General features: G+C 67.0%; 23 protein-coding genes, 1 tRNA gene, 1 pseudogene and 2 riboswitches. Of the genes and pseudogenes, 16 read left to right on the top strand and 9 right to left on the bottom strand.

Annotation, left to right across the window (positions count from 1 at the left end; all coding sequences use genetic code 11):
* Positions 1-96: 96 nt before the first annotated feature.
* Positions 97-247, bottom strand: a riboswitch (glycine riboswitch).
* 21 nt (positions 248-268) lie between these two features.
* Positions 269-356: riboswitch (glycine riboswitch) on the bottom strand.
* A gap of 88 nt (positions 357-444) precedes the next feature.
* Positions 445-675: a glycine zipper 2TM domain-containing protein gene (locus AB4061_RS16980; RefSeq protein ID WP_441635732.1), complete on the bottom strand. Its 231-nt coding sequence runs from the start codon at positions 673-675 to the stop codon at positions 445-447.
* Between the two features lie 228 nt (positions 676-903).
* Between AB4061_RS16980 and AB4061_RS16975 the strand changes: the two genes are divergently transcribed.
* Positions 904-3,000 carry a UvrD-helicase domain-containing protein gene (locus AB4061_RS16975; RefSeq protein ID WP_441635730.1) on the top strand — a complete coding sequence of 699 codons (2,097 nt, stop codon included), beginning with the start codon at positions 904-906 and terminating at the stop codon, positions 2,998-3,000.
* Between the two features lie 266 nt (positions 3,001-3,266).
* Here the strand turns inward: AB4061_RS16975 and AB4061_RS16970 are convergent, their stop codons facing one another.
* Together AB4061_RS16970 and AB4061_RS16965 are read right to left on the bottom strand one after the other, a co-directional pair.
* Positions 3,267-3,983, bottom strand: a complete 717-nt coding sequence (locus tag AB4061_RS16970; protein ID WP_441635728.1) for an intradiol ring-cleavage dioxygenase — start codon at positions 3,981-3,983, stop codon at positions 3,267-3,269.
* The gene (locus AB4061_RS16965; RefSeq protein ID WP_441635726.1) at positions 3,973-4,605 is read right to left on the bottom strand and encodes a hypothetical protein; all 633 of its coding nucleotides are present in this window, start codon (positions 4,603-4,605) and stop codon (positions 3,973-3,975) included. The genes AB4061_RS16970 and AB4061_RS16965 overlap by 11 nt, the downstream gene beginning before the upstream one ends.
* Before the next feature lie 429 nt (positions 4,606-5,034).
* Here AB4061_RS16965 and AB4061_RS16960 point away from each other — a divergent pair, with 429 nt between their 5' ends.
* Both AB4061_RS16960 and AB4061_RS16955 read left to right on the top strand, forming a co-directional pair.
* Positions 5,035-5,766 (top strand): response regulator, encoded by a 732-nt coding sequence (locus tag AB4061_RS16960; RefSeq protein ID WP_441635725.1) that lies wholly within the window; start codon positions 5,035-5,037, stop codon positions 5,764-5,766.
* A complete protein-coding gene (locus AB4061_RS16955; RefSeq protein WP_441635723.1) occupies positions 5,738-6,919 on the top strand; it encodes an ATP-binding protein in 1,182 nt (393 codons plus the stop codon). The genes AB4061_RS16960 and AB4061_RS16955 overlap by 29 nt, the downstream gene beginning before the upstream one ends.
* A gap of 30 nt (positions 6,920-6,949) precedes the next feature.
* On the opposite strand, the gene AB4061_RS16950 is transcribed toward AB4061_RS16955, so the two are convergent.
* Complete coding sequence (locus AB4061_RS16950; protein WP_441635722.1) at positions 6,950-8,092, bottom strand: ABC transporter substrate-binding protein; 1,143 nt, start codon at positions 8,090-8,092, stop codon at positions 6,950-6,952.
* A gap of 406 nt (positions 8,093-8,498) precedes the next feature.
* Here AB4061_RS16950 and hemN point away from each other — a divergent pair, with 406 nt between their 5' ends.
* The gene (gene hemN, locus AB4061_RS16945; RefSeq protein ID WP_441635863.1) at positions 8,499-9,929 is read left to right on the top strand and encodes an oxygen-independent coproporphyrinogen III oxidase; all 1,431 of its coding nucleotides are present in this window, start codon (positions 8,499-8,501) and stop codon (positions 9,927-9,929) included.
* 63 nt (positions 9,930-9,992) lie between these two features.
* Here hemN and AB4061_RS16940 read toward each other — a convergent pair whose 3' ends face one another.
* The gene (locus AB4061_RS16940) at positions 9,993-10,862 is read right to left on the bottom strand and encodes a c-type cytochrome (RefSeq protein WP_441635720.1); all 870 of its coding nucleotides are present in this window, start codon (positions 10,860-10,862) and stop codon (positions 9,993-9,995) included.
* Positions 10,863-11,250: 388 nt separating this feature from the next.
* On the opposite strand from AB4061_RS16940, the gene AB4061_RS16935 reads away from it, so the two are divergent.
* A tRNA-Arg gene (locus tag AB4061_RS16935) sits at positions 11,251-11,326 on the top strand.
* A 54-nt stretch (positions 11,327-11,380) separates the two neighbouring features.
* On the opposite strand, the pseudogene AB4061_RS16930 reads toward AB4061_RS16935, so the two are convergent.
* Positions 11,381-11,548 (bottom strand): annotated as a pseudogene (locus AB4061_RS16930) (tyrosine-type recombinase/integrase); the annotation flags it as partial.
* Positions 11,549-11,724: 176 nt separating this feature from the next.
* Between AB4061_RS16930 and AB4061_RS16925 the strand changes: the two are divergent.
* Both AB4061_RS16925 and AB4061_RS16920 read left to right on the top strand, forming a co-directional pair.
* On the top strand, positions 11,725-11,931 hold the full coding sequence (locus AB4061_RS16925) for a hypothetical protein (RefSeq protein ID WP_441635718.1): 207 nt from the start codon (positions 11,725-11,727) through the stop codon (positions 11,929-11,931).
* A gap of 58 nt (positions 11,932-11,989) precedes the next feature.
* Positions 11,990-12,265: a hypothetical protein gene (locus AB4061_RS16920; RefSeq protein ID WP_441635716.1), complete on the top strand. Its 276-nt coding sequence runs from the start codon at positions 11,990-11,992 to the stop codon at positions 12,263-12,265.
* 227 nt (positions 12,266-12,492) lie between these two features.
* On the opposite strand, the gene AB4061_RS16915 is transcribed toward AB4061_RS16920, so the two are convergent.
* Positions 12,493-12,951 carry a GNAT family N-acetyltransferase gene (locus AB4061_RS16915; RefSeq protein WP_441635714.1) on the bottom strand — a complete coding sequence of 153 codons (459 nt, stop codon included), beginning with the start codon at positions 12,949-12,951 and terminating at the stop codon, positions 12,493-12,495.
* A 95-nt stretch (positions 12,952-13,046) separates the two neighbouring features.
* Between AB4061_RS16915 and AB4061_RS16910 the strand changes: the two genes are divergently transcribed.
* The 6 genes from AB4061_RS16910 (at position 13,047) to arfB (ending at position 17,003) form a co-directional block, all read left to right on the top strand.
* Positions 13,047-13,835: an AraC family ligand binding domain-containing protein gene (locus tag AB4061_RS16910; protein ID WP_441635712.1), complete on the top strand. Its 789-nt coding sequence runs from the start codon at positions 13,047-13,049 to the stop codon at positions 13,833-13,835.
* A 71-nt stretch (positions 13,836-13,906) separates the two neighbouring features.
* Positions 13,907-14,815, top strand: coding sequence for a DMT family transporter (locus tag AB4061_RS16905; protein WP_441635710.1), 909 nt, complete (start codon positions 13,907-13,909; stop codon positions 14,813-14,815).
* Positions 14,816-15,244: 429 nt separating this feature from the next.
* Complete coding sequence (locus AB4061_RS16900; RefSeq protein ID WP_441635709.1) at positions 15,245-15,604, top strand: hypothetical protein; 360 nt, start codon at positions 15,245-15,247, stop codon at positions 15,602-15,604.
* Positions 15,605-15,636: 32 nt separating this feature from the next.
* The gene (locus tag AB4061_RS16895; RefSeq protein ID WP_441635707.1) at positions 15,637-16,044 is read left to right on the top strand and encodes a hypothetical protein; all 408 of its coding nucleotides are present in this window, start codon (positions 15,637-15,639) and stop codon (positions 16,042-16,044) included.
* Between the two features lie 10 nt (positions 16,045-16,054).
* On the top strand, positions 16,055-16,534 hold the full coding sequence (locus AB4061_RS16890) for a lytic transglycosylase domain-containing protein (RefSeq protein WP_441635861.1): 480 nt from the start codon (positions 16,055-16,057) through the stop codon (positions 16,532-16,534).
* A gap of 55 nt (positions 16,535-16,589) precedes the next feature.
* Positions 16,590-17,003: an alternative ribosome rescue aminoacyl-tRNA hydrolase ArfB gene (gene arfB, locus AB4061_RS16885; RefSeq protein ID WP_441635705.1), complete on the top strand. Its 414-nt coding sequence runs from the start codon at positions 16,590-16,592 to the stop codon at positions 17,001-17,003.
* A 200-nt stretch (positions 17,004-17,203) separates the two neighbouring features.
* On the opposite strand, the gene AB4061_RS16880 is transcribed toward arfB, so the two are convergent.
* Positions 17,204-18,580, bottom strand: a complete 1,377-nt coding sequence (locus tag AB4061_RS16880) for a sensor histidine kinase N-terminal domain-containing protein (RefSeq protein ID WP_441635703.1) — start codon at positions 18,578-18,580, stop codon at positions 17,204-17,206.
* On the bottom strand, positions 18,577-19,245 hold the full coding sequence (locus tag AB4061_RS16875; RefSeq protein ID WP_441635701.1) for a response regulator: 669 nt from the start codon (positions 19,243-19,245) through the stop codon (positions 18,577-18,579). The genes AB4061_RS16880 and AB4061_RS16875 overlap by 4 nt, the downstream gene beginning before the upstream one ends.
* A gap of 245 nt (positions 19,246-19,490) precedes the next feature.
* On the opposite strand from AB4061_RS16875, the gene AB4061_RS16870 reads away from it, so the two are divergent.
* From AB4061_RS16870 to AB4061_RS16860, 3 genes are read left to right on the top strand one after another with little or no spacing between them, the layout of a single operon-like run.
* A complete protein-coding gene (locus AB4061_RS16870) occupies positions 19,491-20,516 on the top strand; it encodes an ABC transporter substrate-binding protein (protein ID WP_441635699.1) in 1,026 nt (341 codons plus the stop codon).
* A 58-nt stretch (positions 20,517-20,574) separates the two neighbouring features.
* Positions 20,575-21,372, top strand: coding sequence for an ABC transporter ATP-binding protein (locus AB4061_RS16865; protein WP_043350663.1), 798 nt, complete (start codon positions 20,575-20,577; stop codon positions 21,370-21,372).
* 47 nt (positions 21,373-21,419) lie between these two features.
* Positions 21,420-22,283, top strand: coding sequence for an ABC transporter permease (locus AB4061_RS16860; RefSeq protein WP_174425798.1), 864 nt, complete (start codon positions 21,420-21,422; stop codon positions 22,281-22,283).
* Positions 22,284-22,757: the final 474 nt, after the last annotated feature.

Genomic DNA, 22,757 nt, shown 5'->3' with positions numbered 1-22,757 from the left:
AATCCTCGGGGGAAGGCAAATCTCGGTTCGAAAACGAAAAAGGGCCATCCGCCGCAGGATTCGGCGCGCCATAGCGCTGCCAGATCCGCTGTGGCGGATGACCCCTCTGTCCTCGATACCTGAGAGATTACAAGGCGGGATCCCAATTGCTGGAAACCCTAGCCTTGCGCGCCCCTTCGGTGGGCACGCTCACCAATGCTGTCGACGGATCGATCAGTGGCGGGTGCCGCTCTCCAGAGTACGGCGTGCATCGTGTGCATGTTGCAAGCCGATCCAACCAGTCCATGGTGCCTGAGAGTTTTCGGGTGATACCCCTTCGGCGGCGCAAGATCTGCGCGCTCTCCCGGTCGGATGCGCGCAATTTACGGGAGCTCCCAGGCTTTGTCAACGCGGTCCGCGCCGACCCCGGCGCCATGGGAACGGCGCAAGGGCCGGGCGGCTCGCCTACCTCCTGTGAGGGTTGCTAGTCGTGACGTTACCGATCACGCCGCCAACCGCGGCGCCGCCGAGCGTGCCCAGCGCATCACCGCCGGTCAGCACCGCGCCGCCGACCGCGCCCACGCCGGCACCGATCGCGGTGTTACGTTGCTTGGGAGTCATGTCGGCACAGCCGGCCATGCTCGCTACCGCGATACCGATCAAGGCGACCTTGCCCAGGGATTGCAGGGTTTTCATGATTCGCTCCAATGTATCGTGACATGCATCCGGCACGGAGCGCACACGTGCGGACATGTAAGTTAGACGGTGCCGGCATGCCCATGGATCCGGACCTTACGAAGTGTTACCTCCTCCCTGCCGAGCCACTTTCATTGCCGCAAAGGTGCCTCGGCCGCGTGTTAGCATCCACCCTCCGCCCAGCCAGCGCGCGCCTCCACGCTGCACATCCGTCACTTCCCGCCACGCATGACCCACGGACTCAACCCTGCCCAATCCGAAGCCGTTCGCTACCTCGACGGCCCCTGCCTGGTGCTCGCCGGCGCCGGCTCGGGCAAGACCCGGGTGATCACGCAGAAGATCGCCCACCTGATCGAGGACAAGGGTTTCCAGCCCAAGCACATCGCGGCGGTGACTTTCACCAACAAGGCCGCCAAGGAGATGCAGGAGCGGATCGCCAAGCTGATGGAAGGCAAGACCACGCGCGAGGGCAAGCGCATCCCCATCAAGCAGATCACGGTGAGCACCTTCCACTCGCTGGGCGTGCAGATCCTGCGCGCCGAGGCCGAGCACGTGGGCTTGAAGCCGCGCTTCTCCATCATGGACTCGGACGATTGCTTCGGCATGGTGCAGGAGCAGCTCGCCTCCACCGACAAGAAGCTGATCCGCAGCGTGCAGAGCACCATCTCGCTGTGGAAGAACGGCATGGTCGATCCCGAAACCGCCATCGCCCAGGCCGACAACCCCGACGATCACCAGGCGGCGCTGATCTACCGCAACTACGTGGCTACGCTGCATGCCTACCAGGCGGTGGACTTCGACGACCTGATCCGCCTGCCGGCTGAGCTGTTCGCGCGCAACGAAGAGGTGCGCCTGCGCTGGCAGAACCGGCTGCGCTACTTCCTGGTGGACGAGTACCAGGACACCAACGCCTGCCAGTACCAGCTGCTCAAGCAGCTCGCCGGCGGCTCGCACCTGCGCGCGCCGGCCTTCACCGCGGTGGGCGACGACGACCAGGCCATCTACGGCTGGCGCGGCGCCACGCTGGACAACCTCAAGCTGCTGCAGACCGATTTCCCCGATCTGAAGGTGGTCAAGCTGGAGCAGAACTACCGCTCCACCGTGCGCATCCTGGAGGCGGCCAACGCGGTCATCTCCAACAATCCCAAGCTGTTCGACAAGAAGCTGTGGAGCGAGCACGGCATGGGCGACCCCATTGCCGTCAACCCGATGAACGATGAGGAGCACGAGGCGGAGTCGGTCGTGTTCCGCTTGTCGGCCCACAAGTTCGAGCGGCGCGCGCAATTCCGTGACTACGCCATCCTGTATCGCGGCAACCACCAGGCGCGCCTGTTCGAGCAGATCCTGCGCCGCGAGCGCATTCCCTATGTGCTCTCGGGCGGGCAGAGCTTTTTTGATAAGGCCGAGATCAAGGACATCTGCGCCTACCTGCGCCTGATCGCCAACCCGGACGACGATCCGGCCTTCATCCGCGCCATCACCACGCCCAAGCGCGGCGTGGGCAACACCACGCTGGAAGTGCTGGGCACCTTCGCCGGTCAGGCCAAGGTGTCGTTGTTCGAGGCCGCCATGATGGGCGGCATCGAAGGCAAGCTCCAGCCGCGCCAGCTGGAGCCGCTGCGGGTGTTCTGCGAGGCCATGGTGCGCCTGGCCGGGCGCGCGGCCAGCGATCCCGCCACCCAGGTGCTCGACGACATGATGGAAGGCATCCACTACGAGGCCTACCTGTACGACACCTTCGACGAGCGCCAGGCCCAGTCGCGCTGGACCAACACGCTGGAATTCCTCGACTGGCTCAAGCGCAAGGGCACCAAGCCCGAGGCCTCGGGCGAGGGCGAGGAGGCCACCGGCTTCGACACCGCCGATGGCTTTGGCGACGAAGGCAAGAACCTGCTGGAGCTGACCCAGACCGTGGCCCTGATGAGCATGCTCGAAGGCCGCGAGGAAGATCCCGACGCGGTGCGCCTGTCAACGCTGCACGCCTCCAAGGGGCTGGAATATCCGCACGTGTTCCTGGTCGGGGTGGAAGAGGGCATCCTGCCCCACTGCCGCGAAGACGAAGACATGAGCGACGAAAAGATCGAGGAAGAGCGCCGCCTGATGTATGTAGGCATCACGCGTGCGCAGCGCAGCCTGCACCTGAGCTGGTGCAAGAAGCGCAAGCGCGCCCGCGATACCTACTCTTGCGAGCCCTCGCGCTTTATCGGCGAGATGAAGCTAGAAGAGGCGCCCGCGATCAAGGACGAGACGCCCGCCATGAGCCCCAAGGACCGCCTGGCCGGGCTCAAGGCCTTGCTGGGAACGCCCGGCAAGACCTCGGCATGACTGGCCCCGGCGGGCGTTCCGTGCCCCATCCCGGTGCCAATCGTACAAAGTCGATACATTGGCCTACAAGCGGGACATGACCCCCGTCCGATGTCTGTCTAACATCGCCGGTGCCTGGCCCGACGTATGGACCAGGCGCCGCGCCGTTCCGTCCCTTCGGAGCAGCGTGGCCGGGCAACACGCCCGACTTCTTCCCTGTTCAGCGCCTCCGCACTTGGGTACGGGGGCGTTTTTTTAGGGCATCCATCCGGCAGATCCCGTGGCCGTCAGGCGCGCGCGATGCCCAGGGTGAATTCGCCTTCCAGCGTGCCGGCCGCATCCCGCAGGCGGCGTACCCGCAGCAGGTTGGGGCGCGTGCCGGCAATGCCGTCCTGCGCGTTTTGCACTGGCGAAGCGCCTCGGGCGCGATACGCGGCATGCTGGAGATGCACCTCGCGGCTGAGCGCATCGTCGAAAAACAGCTGGCTGGTCAGTACCTCGGTCTTGCCGAGATGGATCTTCAAGTGGATATGCACCGCGCGCGGCGCGTACCAGCCCGGGTAGATCGTCAGGAACTGCGCGGCGCCATCGGCGCCGGTAGGTTGCACGCCGCGCAGGAAGCGGGTGGGGCTGGCGGGCACGGCGTGCATGCTGCCCTGGTCGTAGCCGCTGTAGCTGCCGCCGGCATCGCAATGCCAGATGCTGGCCAGCGCGCCGGCCACGGGCGTGCAGCTGCGGTCGGTGTCCACCACGCGCAGCCGGAGCCGCAGCAACTGGCCCGGCCGGCCATCGCGGATATCGCTGCGCACCAGCGCCTGGTCGATATAGAACGGGCCCTCGGTCAGGGCCGGCGTGAGCAGGCAGGCGGCAGGCTGCGCGGCGGCGTTGCCCGCCAGCCCGATCAACCCGGCACCGAGTGATCCTCCCAGTACACCACCGAGGAAGCGGCGGCGGCCGCCGTTAGCTGCGATCGGGCCTGCGAGGTCGAGGGACTTACTGGGCATCTGGCGCTCCTTGTTGGTGAAGCCCCGCAGCGCCGGGTACGCCGAATGGGCCGTTCGCGCCGAAGGCGCAGGGCATGGGCGCCGGTCCGAGGCTGGGCATGCCGCCTGCCATGGCGCCGGGGAAAGGGTGGGGGCCGGGGCCGAATGCGCCCCACGGCGCACCCGCCAGGCGGACCTCCGGCATGTCGCGCAGGCGCTTGCGCTGGCCGGCATCCAGGCTTTCCTCAAATGCGATCCAGCGATCGCGCGCAGCGCGGCGATCCTTGTCGAGCGCGTCGTGCAGGCGGTCTTCCCGCTCCGCGCGGGCGCGCAGCGACGACTCGGGCCCCTCTGGCTGGCCGGGGCCGCCGCCTTCGCGGATAAAGCGCGCCTGCAGTTCCAGCGCGTGCGCATGCGCTTCCCGCGCCCCGTCCAGGGCGGCTTGCCATAGGCTGGCCTGGGCGGGCGTGAGCGCCAGCGCTTCGCGCAGCGATGCGGGTGCCGCCGGCCGGCCGTGGCCGGCAATTGCCTGCGGGCTGGTCTGCAGTGCGTGCGCCGGCAGCGTCAAGGCGCTGGCGCCGCACAGCACGGCAAGGGACAACAAGGAGCGGATGCGGGGCAGCAAGGCTTGGGGCTGGGTCACAAGGATTCTCCATGGAGGTCATGCGGGGAGAGGCCCGGGATTGCCAACGTGATGCCGATGGTTTCAAGCATAGCGGGGGCGCCGGGCTGCCGTGGCCTGCCGGTCAGGAACTGGCACGCACAAAAGCGGCGGGATAACGACATGCCATAGTAGAAAGGCCCGCCCGCCGTTGCTTGAGCGCTTGGTCAGCGCGCGGAAGCAATGCCGTACAAAGCGGGCCGCCGGGCGCGCCGCTTTGTATCAAGCCCGGTACAAAGCGGCCACACCCTGCCTATCAGGCCGCCGCGCCGGGCTGGTAGAGTGAATCCCTGGCGGCGGCTTGCCGGGCCGCCCTGATCCGCCCCGCCAATCCGCGGCAATACCGGCCTGCCGGCGCACCAACCTGCCGCGAACGACGCGGCGAACCGCTGCAAAGCACGACGAAACCCGATGGACCATTCTCCCGCCTCGCCCCTTCATTTGCTGATCGTCGACGACGATCCGCAGATCCGCTCCATGCTGGCCGAGTACCTATCCACCTTTGGCATCGAAGCCGACGGCGCCGAAGGCGGCGCCGCCATGCGCGCCGCCATGGCCACGCGCGACTACGACCTGGTGGTGCTCGACCTCTCTTTGCGTGGCGAAAACGGCCTGACGCTGTGCCGCGAGATCCGCGAGCGCAGCGATTTGCCGGTGATCATGCTCACCGCGCGCACCGAGCTGGCCGACCGCGTGGTCGGGCTGGAGGTGGGCGCCGACGACTACGTCACCAAGCCCTTCGAGATGCGCGAGCTGGTGGCGCGCATCCACACCGTGCTGCGCCGTGCCCGAGGCGGCGGCGTGAAGCGCCCGGCGGTGCCGGGCGGCCATGAACTGCGCTTTGGCAACTGGCGCCTCAACACCACGCTGCGCCAGCTGGTGGATGGCGAGGAAACCGTGGTGCCGTTGTCCAATGCGGAATTCCGGCTGCTGCTGGCGTTCATCGAGCATCCGAACCGCGTGCTGGATCGCGAGCTGCTGATCAACCAGGCGCGCGGCCGCGATCTCGATGTCTTCGATCGCAGCATCGACCTGCTGGTTTCGCGCCTGCGCCAGAAGCTGCGCGACGATCCGCGCGACCCAACGCTGATCCGTACCGTCCGAGGCGAGGGCTATGTCTTCACCGGCGCCGTCGAAGCCTGAGCGCGCGGGCTGGGTGGCCCGCCACGACTCCATGTTCATCCGGCTGTTCCTGGTGATGGCCGCGATCATGCTGGCCGTGCACCTGCTCGGCGTCACGGTCATCGAGAGCGTGTTCCCGCGCCCGGGGCATACCGGGTTCACCTTCGTCCCCGGCGACGATATGCCGCCGCCCCCGCCTCCGGGTGAAGAGGGCCAGCGGGGCGCGTTCCCGCCGCCGCCGGATGCCGAGGCGCGCGCGGACAACGGCCAGGGCACAGCTGGGGCTCCAGTGCCGCCACGCCGCCCGCGCCGGGCCCATGGCCTCGGGCCGCCCCGCCTGGGGCTGCTGTTCCAGCTCGCTGCCATCGTGGCCGCCTCGTGTGTGGGCGCGCGTCTGCTGGCCAGGCCCGTCCAGCGCCTGGCCAGCAGTGCCGGCCAGCTGGCGCAGGATGTGCATGCCCCGCCACTGGACGAAGACAGCGGCCCGGCCGAGGCCCGCGCCGCGGCCAAGGCCTTCAACCACATGCAGCAGCGCATCCGTACCCAGCTGGCGCAGCAATCGCGCTTCCTGGCTGCCGTGTCCCACGACCTGCGCACCCCGCTTACCCGCATGAGCCTGCGCATCGAAGGTGTCGACGACAACCAGGTCCGCTATCGCCTGCGCCAGGACCTGGCGGAGATGAACGGTCTGATCGATGCCACCCTGTATTACCTGCGCGAGCGTGACGGCGCCGCCGCGCCGCGCCAGCGGGTGGATGTGCATGCCTTGCTGCAGGCCGTGGTGGACGACGCCACGGAGATCGGCCAGGACGTCACCCTGTCCGGCGACGCCGAGCCACTGCTGGCCTATCCGGCCGAACTGCGGCGGGCCGTGGTCAACCTGGTCGAGAACGCGCACCGCTACGGCGGCAGCGCGCGCATCGAACTGGCAGACAGCGCCGAGCGGGTGGTGATCGATGTGTGCGACAACGGCCCCGGCATTCCGCCGGAGGAAATGGCACGCGTGCTGGAGCCGTTCTACCGGCTCGAATCCTCACGCAACCGTGCCACCGGCGGGGTCGGCATGGGCCTGTCGATCGCTGCGGATATTGTTTCGCGCCACGGCGGCGAGCTCAGCCTGGCCAACCGGGCGGAAGGTGGCCTGCGGGTGCGCATCGTGCTGCCGCGCGCCTGAGCCGCGGGCGGCCCGGTGCCAGCGCTGCCGCTACCGCGCCGTGCCACCACCCATCGCCGCAAGCTGCACATACTGCGAGCCGCGCGCGCCGTGCGTGAAATCCAGCACGAAATCGCCCACGTCGACGCGGGCCTGCAGCGCGCGCCGCAGGTCAGCCGGGGTGGCCCCGCGCGGCGCGGCCAGCGCCGTGCGCACCAGCCAGGCCGCGCCAATATAGCCGGCTAGGGTGGCCGGCGAGGGGGGCTCGTCAAGGAACTGCTTCATCCGGCTCACGTGCTCCTTGACCACGCGCAGGGTCAGGTCCTGCGGCCCCGGGGCGATCTGCGTCAGCACGATGCCGCCGGTGTAGCCGGCRCCAAGAATCTCGCGTGCCGCCAGCGAATTGACCGCCGACAAGCCCACCAGGAAGCCATACCAGCCCCGCGCCGCCAGCGCGCGGCCAAGATTGCCGTAGGCCAGCGTATCGCCCGCCACGATCACCGCGGCCGGGCGCGCGGCGGCGATGCGTAGCGCCACCGCGCTGGCGTCGCTGCCCCGGCCTGCATCCAGCGTGAGTGCCTGCAGCCCCGCCTCCTGCTCGGCCTGGCGCCGCCAGGGCGTGCCGCTAGCCAGGCTGCCGGCCGCAAAATCGGGCACCACGGCCAGCACCAGCTGCTTGAGGCCATAGCTGCGCAACTGCCGGATGGCCGCATCTAGTTCGCTGCGGTAGTCGGCCCGCGTGTACCAGACGTGATCCGCCGCGAGCGACAGCCCCGACAACGGCGCCACGATCTGCACGCCGCGCCGGGCCAGCTCGGGCGAGGCGGCCAGCACCGGCAGCAGGGCATCGCTGGGGCCGAACAGCAATTCAGCCCGCTCCCCGTCGACCAGCGACAGCGCCTGCGCGGTGGCCGCGCGCGGATCGGCGTCGACCTCGCGCACCACATGCACCACGCGCGGTTCACGCGCACCGGCGTTGGCCGCATCGAACATCACTTTGGCCCCCGCCAGGTAGTCGCGCGCCAGATCGGCCTGGGCGCCGCCCCGGTCCACCAGGTGGCCGATCACCAGCGGGCGACGCGGCGGCGCCTGCGCCAGCAAGGAGGCGGGCGCCAGCATGGCGCTGCCAAGTGCGGCCAGGACCCGGCGGCGCGGCGGCCGTGCGGGGTTGGCGATCAGGGAAGAAGCGTGCATGGGAATCCGCCAGGCCAGGTGCAGAGCAATTGCAGGAATTGCAGGAATTGCATGATTGGGGAGAGCGCCGCGCAGCCTATACGGCCCAGGTGACGCTGGCATGACGCCGGGCATGTTCCGGTGCGTGGCGCGCAGCATGTCATGGGCCGCGGCTTGACCCCGGTCAACGCAGGCGCGGGCGGCGCGCCCTACGATGGGCCATCGAATCCACGACAAAGGCCGCTCCATGGCTGCGACTGCCCCCGCCCCGTTTCCCGACGCAATGTCCGTCCCCATTGCCGTATCGAGCCAATCCCGCACCTGCTCCGGCAATTGCGGCGCCGCCTGCACCGGCAAGCCGGCGGGACGGAGCGCGGCCGCGCCGGACCGGCATGCCTTGTCGGACTTTCGCGCGCTGGCGGGCCGCATGGATATCAACGGCCCGCGCTACACCTCATACCCGACGGCGGACCGCTTCCACGGCGGCTTCGGTGCGCAGGACTACCAGCAGGCGCTGGCCGATTGCGCTGCAAGCGCCACCCATGCCACCCACGCCGCCAACACGGCCAAAGCCGCCGCGCCGCTCTCGCTGTACGTGCACGTGCCGTTTTGCGAGAACATCTGCTACTACTGCGGCTGCAACAAGATCATCACCAAGGACCACCGCCGCAGCGCACGCTACGTGGACTACCTGGCGCGCGAGATGGCACTGGTGGYGCAGCAGCTCGGCACGCGGCGCGAGGTGGTGCAGTCGCACTGGGGCGGCGGCACGCCGACCTTCCTCGATCCCGCCGAGATGCGCCGCGTCATGGACGCGCTGCACCAGCATTTTCACCTGCTGCCCGAGGGCGAGCACTCGATCGAGATCGACCCGCGCCGCATCGGCGACGCGCAGATGGCGCTGCTGGCGGAACTCGGCTTCAACCGCATCAGCCTGGGCGTGCAGGATTTCGACGCCGAGGTCCAGCGCGCCATCCACCGCGTGCAATCGCTGGCAGAGACGCAGGCGGTCGTCGACGCCGCGCGCCGGCTGGGTTTCCGCTCGGTCAGCATGGACCTGATCTACGGCCTGCCGCACCAGACCACGGCGCGTTTTGCCGCCACCGTGGAGCAGGTGCTGGCGATGCGCCCGGACCGGCTCTCGGTGTACAGCTACGCGCACCTGCCGCACGTGTTCAAGCCGCAGCGGCGCATCGATGAAAGCGCACTGCCGGCCGCCGCCGAAAAACTCGACATCCTGGTCGGCACGATCGAGCAGTTGACCGGCGCGGGCTATGTCTACATTGGCATGGACCACTTCGCGCTGCCGGACGACGCACTCGCCGTGGCCCAGCGCGAGGGCCGGCTGCAGCGCAACTTCCAGGGCTATTCCACCCATGCCGGCCATGACCAGCTCGGCTTCGGCGTTTCGTCAATCGGCGCGGTGGCGGGCCGTTACGTGCAGAACGCCCGCACGCTCGATGACTACTACAGTGGCCTCGACGCCGGCGTGCTGCCGGTGATGCGCGGCTTCGCCATGCGCGACGAAGATCACTTGCGGCGCGATGTGATTGGCGCGCTGATGTGCAATGGCGTGTTGGAGTTGGCGGCGGTCGAAGCGCGCCACCGCATCGATTTTGCCGTGCACTTCGCCAACGAGCTTGCGGAGCTGGCGCGGCTGGCCGAAGACGGGCTGGTGCGCTGTGAGCCTGGCCGCATCGAGGTGACTCCGCTGGGGCGCTTGCTGGTGCGCCGCCTGGCCATGGTGTTCGACGGCTTCCTGCGCGAGGATGCCCGGCGCACGGAGCCCGCTGCCATCCGGAGCGCTGATGCGGGTACGCCTTTGCCAATGCCAACGCGCTACTCGCGCGTGGTTTGAGCCACACCGGAAAGCAAAAAGCCCGCGGCATGCCGCGGGCTTTTTGTTGAGAGCTGCTTGCGCTTACTTCGAAGCGTTGGCCATGTAGTCCACTGCGGCCATCACGTCGCCGTCGGGGCCGGCGTAGCCGCCCTTCGGCGGCATCACGCCCTTGCCCTTCAGGGCGAAGGCGTGCACGGCGTCCATGCCTTCCTTCAGGCGCGGCGCCCAGGCTGCCTTGTCGCCAAACTTCGGCGCACCGGCAACACCGGCTGCGTGGCAGGCGGCGCAGACTTGTTCGTAGACCTTCTTGCCCACTTCGGCGGAAGCCGGCGCGGCTGCTGCAGCAGCCGGTGCTGCGGCTGCAGGTGCCGCTGCCGGAGCAGCGGCTGCGGCAGGCGCCGCGGCCTCCGAGGCAGCAGCCGTAGCCGGAGCGGCGGCGGGCGCGGCGGGTTCCGGGAACTTGGCGCCACCGGCGTCGGCCATGTAGACCACGGCGCGGCCGAGTTCGTAATCGGAGTAGTCGTCGGCGGTGGTGCCGGCGCGGGCTTGCATGGCGCCCTTGCCATGCAGCACGGAGTTCAGCAGGCCGGCAAAGCCCTGGCCGATACGCGGAGCCCAGTCACCGGCGGTGCCGTACTTGGGCGCACCGGCAGCACCGGTGGCGTGGCAGGCCGCGCAGACTTCCTTATAGACCTGCTCGCCCGTCTTGTAGACGCGCGGCGCGTTCGGGTCCTTCAGTTCGAGCGAGGCGACCGGCTTGATGCGGTCATTGACAGCTTCCACGGTAGCGGTAGAACCCGCGCCTTCCTTGGCACCGTGTCCGACAAAGTTGACTAGCAGGATGATCACGATGATTGGCACCAGGAAGGCGGCAATCACCACAGCGATCAGCTGCTTGGGGGTCTTGATGGGAGACTCGTGTTCGTCTTGTGCGTTGTGGACGTCGCTCATACTCAACTCTCAATTTTGCAGGAAACCTGTGGCCGCTCGCGATCGGCTGCTTATGTGGCCGCTTGCTCGGTGGCCAATTCCCCCTGGCCAATTGCGCGCATCGGACTATTATCCGGTGCCAACTGCCCCGAAACGGGCCAGCCAGCAGGGCGCGGCACCATCATCCCCGGACCTGATGTGGACGTTGCGCAGCCCCGTTTTTACACAAATAACTCGCGATTATAGCCTCAAAGACCTACCGTATGGAGGCAAAAGCGGCTTCCAAGAGACGTCATCTGGCTGCACTTTTCAGCCCGGCGTGGACGTCTTTCGCCAAACACGGTATGCTATGCGACTTTCCGGCAGCGGCACTCGCACGCTGCCCGCGTTGTACCCCGTCATACCCTGTGCGCCCGTAGCTCAATGGATAGAGTACTGCCCTCCGAAGGCAGGGGTTGCTGGTTCGATCCCAGCCGGGCGCACCAATCCTGACAAGGGATTGCAGCACTTCCCCCCACTACCTTGAACGCCCACTGTAGCTAAATCTCAGCTAACTTCAGCGCCGGCACCTCAGTCAGCGGCCTGACCCACTGCGCCAGGTGGTCCGCCGACAGGTGCGCATACCGCTGGACCATTTCCATCGTTTCCCAGCCCCCCAGCTCCTTGAGCACCTGCAGGGGCGTGCCGCGTTGCACGTGCCAGCGAGCCGGCGCCATTGGTACTGCGGCCGATGCGCGCTTGTGCCTTGTATCTGTCCCCACGGCTGGGGGACGCGAATGCAGCGGGATGTGGTAAATCCGCGGCCTCATTACAAAAACTTACAGCGTGCGGCGTACGAGGGGACCTATGCTCCTGTTGCCCAGACACTTGGCCGAAAGCAACCATGAACCGCAAAGGCATCTCCCCCTTATTTCGACGCACTCTCGCGCTAGGCGCTGCGTTCGGCGTGGTGCTGGCCGGCACGCTTGCAACCGGCTGCACGGTCTACACGCCTGGTGTCGCGGTTCAGACACCTGCTGCGGTGGTCGTCGATCCAGGCCCGGGGCCGGGCTTCTGCCCACCGGGTCAGGCCAAGAAGGGGCGTTGCTGAGCAATCGATGGGCAGCAGCTTGTACGAGCAGTGTGTTTACTGAACTGAGGAGACTCTGATGAACAAGACCCGCGTACTATCCCTGATCGCGGCGGCTGTCCTGGCGACGGGCTCGATGGCGGCCTTCGCCCAGCGTGGCGGTGGTGGTATGGCCGGCGGGGCCAGAGGCGATTTTGGCGGCCGTTCGGACAGCCACATCAGCGGCAGCGGCCTGCGCAACTCCAACGGTCCGGACGCGGCAGACCGCGACAAGGGACGCGCACGCGCCGAGGATCGGAGCGAATCGCGTACCCGTACCTCCCACGGGAAGGCCCACGTGCATCGCAAGCATTGATCGCTACAAGTTGCGGGGCCCATGCTCAAGGCATGGGCCGTGAATGCATCGAGGCGGGCCGTATTTGTGCAGGGATTCAGGCCGCTTTGCACTTCCTGAATACCCGCAAGGCGCTATCTGGCGCAGATCCCGAATCTGCGGCACGTTCGGAAATTCCTTCTTGGCAGTTCTTGCCGCCGCATCACCCCAGCCTCCCCCCTTTCCTTGCCTCCCCGGCTTGAGCAGGCCTAGAGGATCAGCTTGTAGCCTTCGTGGCTGGCAACGAAGCCAAGCTTTTCGTAGAACCGGTGCGCATCCGGACGGCCCTTGTCGGTGGTGAGTTGCACGATGGCGCAACCGCGGGACATGCATTCCGAGATCGCCCAGTCGAACATCTGCTGGCCGAACCCTGCGCTGCGAAACGGCGCCGCGATGCGAACCGCTTCGATCTGCCCCCGCCATGCACCTCTGCGGGCGATGCCGGGTATGAACGACAGTTGCAGCGTGCCGATTACCGTGCCGCCATCCACGGCTACCACGAGACGCTGATTCGGGTCCGCAGCGATGGCGTGGAAGGCGGTCACGTACCTTTCGTCCACGGGCGTGCCGGCAATCTCCCGCTGGCTGCCAAGCGCATCGTCCGCCAGCAATGCCACGATGGCGGGAAGATCGGCCAAGACTGCTGACCGGAAGAGGATGTGTTCCATGTCAGAACCGGGGGTAGCGCAAAGCGGAAGGGTGAGTATATCGTCGCGCCAAAGGGAGCAAAAAGGAGCACGGAATGCGCTCAGGACAGTTCAGGATGCTTCGCTGCGAGATGCCTGGCGTGGAGGCCGTCGAGGCGAGCACGCGCCACACCTTTGCGCGGCATACCCATGAGCAATTCGGCATCGGCATGATCTGGCAGGGCGCGCACAGGTCGCACAGCGGGCGCGGCATGGTCGAGGCGGGCCCCGGCGACATGATCATGGTCAACCCGGGCGAGGTGCACGATGGCATGCCCATCGGCGACGCCGGGCGCTCGTGGCGGATGCTTTACTTCGATCCCGCATGCATCGCGCGGGCCAGCCTGGACCTGAGCGAAGGCAGGACGAGGCAGTGCGAATTCCCTAGCCCGGTCGTCAGCGATGCCGCGGTGGCGGCCAGCTTCCAGCAGCTCTATCTGCTCGTCACGGCCGGCGGCGGCGCTGGCTCGGATCTGCAGCGCGAGGCGATGCTGCTCACTTTGCTGGCGCGGGTGGCGGAGCCCGGCCTTGCGCGCAGCACAGGCGCGCAGGCGGGGGCGATCAATCGGGCGCGCAGCCTGATCGACGATGATCCGGCCGCGGCCGTCTCGCTGGCCGAACTTGCCGAGGTTGCCGGGCTGAGCCGGTTCCAGCTGCTGCGCGCGTTCTCCAAGGCAACCGGGCTGACGCCGCACGCGTACCTCTTGCAGCGACGCATCCATCTGGCTCGCGCGCTGATTGCGCAGGGCAAGGCCCTGGCCGATGCGGCAGCCGCCAGCGGCTTCGCCGACCAGAGCCACATGACGCGGATGTTCGTGCGCCAGTACGGCGTGTCGCCGCGCGCCTACGCGGCTGTAGTGACCTGAGCTGCAATTTCGTTCAAGACCCGATGTGCCGGCCCGGCTAGCCTGCTGCTTTTCCATAGCGAGGGCTGCGCATGCCGGGCAAGCGGGGAAGTTATCTGGGGTATTTCTATCTGACCCTTGCGATGGTGCTGGTTGGCAGCACCGTGATTGCCAGCAAAGTCATTGCATCCGGCTTGCCACCGTTCACGGCCACCGCGCTGCGGTTCGCGATTGCCTTGCCGTGCTTGCTGGGCGCATTGCGACTGACCGGCGCATCGTGGCCAAGGCCGCGCGGGCGTGACCGGATCACGCTGGCGGTGCAGGCGGCGGCGGGCAGCGTGGGCTATACGACGCTGTTGATCTCCGGTCTGCGCCTGACCTCGGCTGCAGATGCCGGCGTCATCATTGGTACGCTGCCCGTGGTGTCGGCGGTGATCGCGATCCTGCTGCTTGGCGAGCGGCCCCATCGTTTCCTGATGCTCGCGATCGGGCTGGCCACGGCAGGGATTGTCATGGTTGCCTTTCCTTACGGCGCTGGCAGCGGGCATTCCTTGCTTGGTAACGCGCTCGTCCTGGGAGCCGTAGTGTGCGAAGGGCTGTTCATCCTGCTCAACCGGCGGCTGGACCAGGCGATTGCGCCACTCGCGCTATCGGCGGTCATGTGCGGCATCGGGCTGGTCGCATCCGCGCTGTTCGCTGTGTTCGAGGCGCCGTGGACTTTGGCGTTTTCCACGCAGGCGGTGGCGGCGGTGATCTACTACGCAATCGTGCCGACGGTCGGCGGATTCCTGCTGTGGTACGCGGGTTCGGCGCGCACGAGCGGCAGCGAGGCAGCGCTGTTTACCGCGCTTGCGCCGGTGTCGGCGGTCGTCCTGGCGGCGGTCTTGTTGGGCGAGCGGGTCAGCGTGGCCCAGGTGGCCGGGGTCGGTTGCGTGCTCGTGGCCGTGGCTAGCCTGCTACTGGTGCGGCCGGCAAGCCAGGGTACGGTGCAGGGTCCTTGAGCGCAATCATGGCGCTGCGCGCGTTGTGCCGTTGATACAGCTGCGCGCGCCTCGGCAGGTTTCGGGCTGCGGCGGAACCGCCGCCGGCGATTTCCGGCGGCGCTCACGGTATGGCGCGTGGCGCATTTCAGTTTTGCGCCGCGCGGCTTGTCGAGCACGTGTCTTTCCGGAAAGTGCCATGGCCGTCGCGTAGCCGCGCCTGCGCGCGCTACGGCTGCCCGGCGGGAGGCACTGTCAATCGGCAAACAGAAGCATTTTCCCCCCTTAATTGCGCGCTTTCGCCCGATAGGCCCAATGCGTAAATGGCCCGCATCCAACGCCTCGGGAAGTCATTCCATGTGCAATATCGCAGACAAAGTGCCCCGCGAACGGACGCGCTGGGCCGTCGCTTACTCTCGGCCGCCAGGCGCGTGGGCAAAGCGCCTGGCGATGCCGCTGGCCGGCGCGGCAGCCCTGCTCGCGCTGGCGGGTTGCGCCCAACTGCCTGCGACGGCGAACGCACCGGCGCCGCAAAGCACGATTGCGAGCTTCGTGATCCCGCCGGATGCGCTTGGCGCGCGCGATGCGCAGCTCGCGGCCGTGCTTGCCAAGGCCGGCGCGCTGGCGGCCCGGCAGAAGCAGCCGGCGACCATCGTCGTCACCGCGCTCGGCCAGGACTTGCCCTACCTCAACCAGGCGATCTGGAAAGGCGTGCCGGCACAGCGCACCACCGCAGTCCAGCTCGAGAACATGACGGCCGGCGCAAGCCAGCCGTACAGCGTCGCGATCAAGACGGCGCAATCGCAATAACACAGCAACACCGCAGCAAGGAGCCGCAGCCGATGCACCGCCTCACCCTGTTTGCCGTCAGCCTGGCGCTGGCCATGCCGGCCCTTGCCACCGAGCCTGGCGCCGATGTCCGTCCTGCCTTGCCAGCGGCCGCACCGGCGCCGGACAAGGTCTATCCACCGCTGCCTACCCTGGCCATGTTGCCGCCCGCGAGCGGCAGTGACGAGCTCAGCGCGCCGCGCGTAGGCCACGCCGCCAGGGCCAGGATCAAAGCGCCGCTCGCGCCGGAACGCAAGAGCCTCGCGCCATTGGTGCGGCTGGTGGTTTCCGACACCTCGCGTGCGTACCTGGAGACGATCGGACGTCAGCTCGACCTGGCCTTGCAGCAGTCGTCCCCGCCCGGGCCGGCTGAAGATCATCGCCAGCGCCTGGCAAGCGAGGGCATCCATCGTGTCCGCTAACGCCCATACGATGGCAGCCGGCCCGCGCCAGCACTGCGGGCAGGCCGGCAGCTTGCTGGCGGTTTCGCTGCTGCTGTCGCTGTTGCTGTTCCACGGTGCAGCCCGCGCRCAGGATTGCTTCGAGCAAGCGGGCACCTACCAGGGCGTCAATCCCTCGGTGCTGCGTGCCATCGCGTGGTTCGAGTCGAAGGGCGATCCGGCCGCGGTGAACCGCAACGCGAACGGGTCGATCGACGTCGGGCAGTTGCAGATCAACTCAGTGCATTTCAACGACCTGGCACGCCACGGGGTGCCGAGCCGCGCGCTGACCGACTCGTGCGTCAACATCTATGTCGCCGCCTGGCTGCTAAAGCAAAAGATGGTGAGGCATGGCAACACCTGGCGCGCCATTGGCGCCTACCATTCCGAATCGCCGGGGCAACGCGACGCTTACGCGCGCAGCATCCAGCGGATCCTGGTGGCCTGGGGCGAGCTGCCGTCGGCCCGCTAGCGCATGGGTAGCGCATAGGAACGCATGGGAGCGGGCCGCACCCGCCCTTGCTATCATGCGTGCCATGCTGCCCGACATCACCATCCTCCACACCGAATACGAGATCACCGCGATCCGCGCGCAAGGCGCGGGCGGGCAGAACATCAACAAGGTGTCCAACGCGGTCCACCTGCGTTTCGATGTCCGCGCCTCGTCGCTGGAAGAAGGGCACAAGGCGCGGCTCCTGCAGCTGCACGACCACCGCATCACGCGCGATGGCGTGGTGGTGATCAAGGCGCAGCAACACCGCAGCCTGGAGATGAATCGGGAGGAGGCCGTGCAACGCCTGCACGACCTGGTGCGCAGCGTGGCTACGCCGCCGCGCACGCGCCGCCCCACGCGGCCTACCTTCGGCTCGAAGATGCGGCGCCTCGAAGGCAAGAGCCAGCGCAGCCAGGTCAAGGCGCAGCGCGGCAAGGTGGTGGACTAAGAGGCCGTTTCAAAAAGATGCTGGCGTCGTTGCGCGGCCTTGGCCGATCCACTTGTACTGTCTGCGGCCGCGCGCCTAGCCAGAACCGCTGCGCTTCATTTTGAAACGGCCTCTAAGGGCGGCGCGCCCACGCTGGCACCTTTGTCTCACGCCGCCGCCTGGCATCGAAGCTGACATCGGCGCCGATTAGGCGCCGACACTCAGGCGGCCAGTGGCAGGCGCACCGTCAGCGTGACGCCGCGCCCGCCGATGCCCGGGCTCAGGCTTACCTGGCCTTGCGCCGTCAGCACGATCTCCTTGACGATGGCAAGCCCCAGGCCGCTGCCTTCCTGGTTCGGCAGTGCGTTGCGATAGAAGCGATCGAATATCTTGGGCCGCGCTTCCGCGGGAATGCCGGGACCGTTGTCGCTCACCGCCAGGACGGCACTTTTCGCCTCGAGCGTCAGGGCCACGGTGACCTGGCCCTGCGCCGGCGTATAGCGGATCGCGTTGTCGACCAGGTTCGATACCACGGCCGCCATCATCCACTCGTTGACGCTCACCCGTGCACTGTCGACCGCCAGCTCGGCCCCCAGGTCGATGCCCTTGCGCTGCGCCAGCACCACCATGTCTTCCAGCACGTTGGTCACCAGCGGCACCAGGTCCGCGCCTTGTTGCGCGGCACCGGCACTGCGCGCGGCTTCGGCCTGCGACAGCAACAGCAGCTTGTTGGCCAGGTTGGTCATGGCCTGTGTGCTGGTCTCCATCGAGCCGAGGATCTCGCGCAGCCTGGCTTCATCGTCCACCCGCGCGGCAAACTCCAGCTGCGCCCCCAGCACCGCGAGCGGCGTGCGGATCTGGTGCGCGGCATCGGCAATAAAACGCTTTTGCTGGCGCACATATTCATTCAGGCGCTGGATGCACTGGTTGATCGCCTCGACAATGGGCCGCAATTCCTGCGGCAGGTCGATTGCGCTCACCGGTACCAGATCCATGGGGTCGCGTCCCGCCACTTCGTCCTTCACGCGCAGCAGCGGGCTCAGCTCCACCGTGAGCCCGATCATCACCAGCCCCACGGCCAGCACCAGCATCACCACTTCGCGCAGCAGCGCCGGCATGCGCAGGCTGCGAACCAGTTCGTGGTTGCCGATCAGTGTCTGCCCCACAGTGACGGTGACCTTGCGGGCCTCGCCGGAATCGAACATCGTGCGGGTGGCTTGCACGACCCGCACCGGCTGCGACTGGAAACGGGAGGAGTAGAACACGGGGCTGGCGGCGCCCGCCATCGGTGGCTGCTCGAAGCGCGGGTTGCCGGCCAGGATCCGGCCGCGATCGTCGACCACGTTGTAGAAAACGTGGTCGCCATAGGGCGAGTCGAACAGGGACAGCGCCGACGGTGGCACCTGCACCGTGATGCGTCCGTCCGCCCACGCGATGTGGCCCGCGATGACGTCGGCCGAAGCTTGCAGCGCGCGGTCTTGCACGCGGTTTGCGGTATCGGCCGCACTCAGGTAGGCGGCATAGCTGCTGATGCCCACAAAGCCTGCCAGCGGCACCAGCAGCCATAGCAGCAACCGTACGCGCAGGCTGTGGATCATTGCTTTTGCTGCAGCAGGTAGCCCAGGCCGCGCAGCGTCATGATGGTGGCCTGGCAGCCCTCGAGCTTCTTGCGGATGCGATGGATATAAATCTCGATGGCGTCCTCGCTAGCCTCCTCGTCGAGCGAGTACACGCCCGACATGAGGCTTGCCTTGGACACGGTCTTGCCGAGCCGCATCATCAGGATTTCCAGCGCGGTGTGCTCTTTCAGGCGCAGCGAAAGCAGCTCGCCCGCGACATAGAACTGCCGCGTGTCGGTGTTGTAGGTGAGGTCGCCGCAAGCCAGCTCGGCTTGCTTCTCCCCGGTCTGCCGCCGCGCCAGGGCTTTGATGCGCGCGACCAGTTCCCGCACCTCGAAAGGCTTGACGAGGTAGTCGTCGGCGCCCAGGCCTAGGCATTCCACTTTTTCGTCGATCGACGCGCTTGCGGTCACCACCAGTACCGGCACGTTGTTGCGGCGCGCACGCAGCCGGCGCAATACGCTCTTGCCGGCCAGGCGCGGGATCTGCAGGTCTAGCAGCACCACGTCGTAGCTTTGCGTCTGCAGCAACTGATCGGCGTACTCGCCGTCCAGCGCGGTGTCGACCATGAAGCGCTCTTCCTTCAGCAGCCTCGCGAGCCAGTGGATGAGCGAAGCGTTGTCTTCGATCAGCAATACCTTCATGAACCGCTCTGGTGAGGACCTACTGTTACCGGGGTCTCCTTTTACCACTGCCCGCCACGCCGCAGACACAGCACCGCATCGGGATATTCCCTGAGACGCGGCGAAAGCTGCGTGAAGGTTTGCGTTGCCTAGAATGCTTCGAACCCCGCGCTGTGGCCCCGGCGAGCGCGGAGGCACGCCGTAACCAGAGCCCAATCATGCCCCGGCCACCAAAACCTGGCGCCAGCAAAACAAGGGAGACAAAGATGAATGCACACAGGAAGGGCGCGCTTGCCGTGGCCTGCGCAGCACTTGCGGCACTTGCAGCACTTGCGCCTGCGCACACGGCGCAGGCGGCCGATGGAAAGCTGTCGATCATGGTGGGCGGCGCGACCAAGATCATCTACCTGCCAGCCAGGCTGACCGAGCAGCTGGGCTACTTCAAGGAAGAGGGGCTTGATGTCGAGATCCTCTCGCAACCGGCCGGGGTCGACGCCGAAAACGAACTGCTGGCCGGCGCGGTGCAGGGCGTGGTGGGCTTCTACGATCACACCATCGATCTGCAGAGCAAGGGCAAGGAAGTGGAGGCCGTGGTGGTGTTCGGCAAGGTGCCGGGCGAGGTGGAAATGGTGGCCACGCGTGCGGCCGGCCAGATCAAGAGCATGGCCGATGTGAAAGGCAAGACGCTCGGCGTGACGGGCCTGGGCTCGTCGACCAACTTCCTGACGCAGTACCTGGCCTTCAAGGCGGGTGTGGCGCCCAGCCAGTACACGGTGCTGCCGGTTGGCGCCGATAACAGTTTCATGGCCGCGATCCGCCAGAGCCGCATCGATGCCGGCATGACCACCGAGCCCACCATCTCGCAATTGCTCAAGACCGGCGAGGCGCAGGTGCTGGTCGACATGCGCACGGCCGAGGGCACCACCCAGGCGCTGGGCGGGCTCTATCCGGCCTCCAGCCTCTATATGCAGCGCGCCTGGGTGGAGGGACACAAGGAGCAGGTGCAGAAGCTGGCGCGCGCCTTCGTCAAGACCATGCGCTTTATCAAGACCCACAGCGCCGAGGAGATTGCGCAGAAGATGCCCAAGGACTACTACGGCAATAACCGCGAGCTCTACGTCAAGGCCCTGGGCGCCTCGCTGCCCATGTTCACGGACGACGGCAAGATGCCCGCCGGTGGCCCCGAAACGGTGCTCAAGGTGCTCGCCTCGTTCGATCCGACTGTCAAGGGCAAGCACATCGAACTGAGCCGCACCTTTACCAACGAGTTCGTCGACCGCGCTGCCAAGTGAGGCGCCAGGCGATCAACCGGTTCGCGCCGCCGGCGCGCGCGCACTGCAAGGAAACATCATGACCAATACCGTGCCGCAAGATGCGCCGGCCATCGAATTCGAGCGCGTCTCCTGCCGTTTCATCGCACCCGATGGCACTGCCACCGTGGCGTTGCGCGACTTCTCCATGCGTGTGGGCAAGGGCGAGTTCGTCGCTATCGTCGGGCCGACGGGATGCGGCAAATCGACCACACTGAGCCTGATCACCGGCCTGCTCAAGCCGAGCACCGGCGAGGTGCGCCTGATGGGCAAACGCGTGACCGGCATCGATCCGCGCATCGGCTTCGTGTTCCAGGCCGATGCGGTCTTCCCGTGGCGCTCGGTGCTGCACAACGTGGCGGCCGGGCCGCTGTTCCGCGGCGCCGGCCGCGACCAGGCCTATGGCCTGGCCGAGGAATGGGTGCGCAAGGTCGGCTTGGCCAAGTTCAGCAACCACTACCCGCATCAGTTGTCGGGCGGCATGCGCAAGCGCGTGGCGCTGGCGCAGACCTTCATCAACAACCCGCAGATCCTGCTGATGGACGAGCCGTTCAGCGCACTGGACATGCAGACCCGCACGCTGATGCAGGACGAGCTGCTGCAGCTCTGGTCGCAGAACGCCGGCTCGGTGGTGTTCGTCACGCACGACCTGGAAGAAGCCATCGCCATGGCCGACCGGGTCTTCGTGCTGACCGCGCGTCCGGCCACCCTCAAGCGTGTCTATGAGATCGACCTGCCGCGCCCGCGCGTGACTTCGGAGATCCGCTACGAAAAGCACTTTGTCGAACTGTCGCGCGAGATCTGGGCCGATCTGCGCGAAGAAGTCCACATCGACTGATGCGGCGCCGCCAACCGTAGCCAACGCCAATGCCAATACCAATACCAATACCAATACCAATGAATATGGAAGCAAACACGGCCCTTGCCGACGAACTCGACGTCTTTGAACGGGAAGCCAGGCTAGCCATGCGCCGGCGCCGCCAACTGATCATCACCCTGCGCATCGCCTTGCTGGTGGTGGCGCTGGGCGGCTGGGAGCTGGCGGGACGGCTGCACTGGATCGACCCGTTCTTCTTCTCCATGCCCTCGCTGATCGCGGAGCAGATCTACGACTGGTTCGTCAACGGCACCTCGCAGGGCCCGCTGCTGGAGCAGGTGGCGGTCACGCTGGAAGAGACCGGGCTCGGCTTCCTGATCGGCTCGGTCGCCGGCGTGATCTGCGGCATCGTGCTCGGGCGCAACAAGCTGCTGGCCGATGTGTTCAGCATCTACATCCAGATTGCCAACTCCATTCCACGCGTGGTGCTGGGCTCGATCTTCGTGATCGCGCTGGGCCTGGGCATGGCCTCCAAGGTGGCGCTGGCGGTGGTGATGGTGTTCTTCGTGGTGTTCGGCAACGCCTTCCAGGGCGTGCGCGAAGCCGACCGCTACCTGATCGCCAATGCGCAGATCCTCGGCGCCTCCAAACGGCAGCTGACCTTCGCCGTGGTAGTGCCGTCGGCGTTGAGCTGGATCCTGGCCAGCCTGCACGTCAGCTTCGGCTTCGCGCTGGTCGGCGCCGTGGTGGGCGAGTTCCTGGGTTCCAAGCAGGGCATCGGCCTGCTGATCGCCACGGCGCAGGGCGCCTTCAATGCCAGCGGCGTGTTCGCCGCCATGATCGTGCTGGCGGTGGTGGCGCTTGCCGCGGATTTCTTGCTGACCACGCTGGAAAACCGACTGCTTAAATGGAAGCCGGGCAACCTGGCCTGAGCTTACGTCGCGGCGGCACAGCGCAATAGCGCTACGCACGCGCCGGGAAGCCATCTCCCTTGCCCACGCCGACTCCCGTCGGCGTGGGCCTTTTTGCTTGGTTCGCCAGACTTCCTGCGAGCGCCCGCCCTCTCCCCCGGCCCCGCTCCCACAAGTGGGAGAGGGGCGCAGATCAGTGGCAATGAACGGAGCCGACGGATGGGCCAGCACCGCACGCCATGACGACGGCTGTCGCTCCCTCGCCCCTCAGGGGGAGAGGGCCGGGGAGAGGGGGGGCTTAGTCAATATGACTCCCCTGGGGCAAAGAGGGCTGGCCCGCCGCGARGAATCAAACGCGGGTTAGCATGACTGCCAGAGCCGCATGGTGTGGACAGTGCCACACCCGGCGATTTCCAGCGCGGAGGCCAGCATGGAACACGATAGCACTTTGTACGTGGGTCTTGACGTCCATAAGGACTCGATCACGGTCGCCTA

The sequence above is a fragment of the Cupriavidus sp. YAF13 genome, from assembly GCF_052113425.1.
Taxonomy (GTDB): domain Bacteria; phylum Pseudomonadota; class Gammaproteobacteria; order Burkholderiales; family Burkholderiaceae; genus Cupriavidus.
The sequence above is the reverse complement of the archived record's forward strand: the minus strand, read 5'-3'. Positions and strand labels throughout refer to the sequence as shown.

Coding starts and splice junctions, on each gene's coding strand:
- AB4061_RS16980 (WP_441635732.1), bottom strand. CDS start 675: ATGAAAACCCTGCAATCCCTGGGCAAGGTCGCCTTGATCGGTATCGCG.
- AB4061_RS16975 (WP_441635730.1), top strand. CDS start 904: ATGACCCACGGACTCAACCCTGCCCAATCCGAAGCCGTTCGCTACCTC.
- AB4061_RS16970 (WP_441635728.1), bottom strand. CDS start 3,983: ATGCCCAGTAAGTCCCTCGACCTCGCAGGCCCGATCGCAGCTAACGGC.
- AB4061_RS16960 (WP_441635725.1), top strand. CDS start 5,035: ATGGACCATTCTCCCGCCTCGCCCCTTCATTTGCTGATCGTCGACGAC.
- AB4061_RS16955 (WP_441635723.1), top strand. CDS start 5,738: ATGTCTTCACCGGCGCCGTCGAAGCCTGAGCGCGCGGGCTGGGTGGCC.
- AB4061_RS16940 (WP_441635720.1), bottom strand. CDS start 10,862: ATGAGCGACGTCCACAACGCACAAGACGAACACGAGTCTCCCATCAAG.
- AB4061_RS16925 (WP_441635718.1), top strand. CDS start 11,725: ATGAACCGCAAAGGCATCTCCCCCTTATTTCGACGCACTCTCGCGCTA.
- AB4061_RS16920 (WP_441635716.1), top strand. CDS start 11,990: ATGAACAAGACCCGCGTACTATCCCTGATCGCGGCGGCTGTCCTGGCG.
- AB4061_RS16915 (WP_441635714.1), bottom strand. CDS start 12,951: ATGGAACACATCCTCTTCCGGTCAGCAGTCTTGGCCGATCTTCCCGCC.
- AB4061_RS16910 (WP_441635712.1), top strand. CDS start 13,047: ATGCTTCGCTGCGAGATGCCTGGCGTGGAGGCCGTCGAGGCGAGCACG.
- AB4061_RS16905 (WP_441635710.1), top strand. CDS start 13,907: ATGCCGGGCAAGCGGGGAAGTTATCTGGGGTATTTCTATCTGACCCTT.
- AB4061_RS16900 (WP_441635709.1), top strand. CDS start 15,245: ATGCCGCTGGCCGGCGCGGCAGCCCTGCTCGCGCTGGCGGGTTGCGCC.
- AB4061_RS16895 (WP_441635707.1), top strand. CDS start 15,637: ATGCACCGCCTCACCCTGTTTGCCGTCAGCCTGGCGCTGGCCATGCCG.
- arfB (WP_441635705.1), top strand. CDS start 16,590: ATGCGTGCCATGCTGCCCGACATCACCATCCTCCACACCGAATACGAG.
- AB4061_RS16880 (WP_441635703.1), bottom strand. CDS start 18,580: ATGATCCACAGCCTGCGCGTACGGTTGCTGCTATGGCTGCTGGTGCCG.
- AB4061_RS16875 (WP_441635701.1), bottom strand. CDS start 19,245: ATGAAGGTATTGCTGATCGAAGACAACGCTTCGCTCATCCACTGGCTC.
- AB4061_RS16870 (WP_441635699.1), top strand. CDS start 19,491: ATGAATGCACACAGGAAGGGCGCGCTTGCCGTGGCCTGCGCAGCACTT.
- AB4061_RS16865 (WP_043350663.1), top strand. CDS start 20,575: ATGACCAATACCGTGCCGCAAGATGCGCCGGCCATCGAATTCGAGCGC.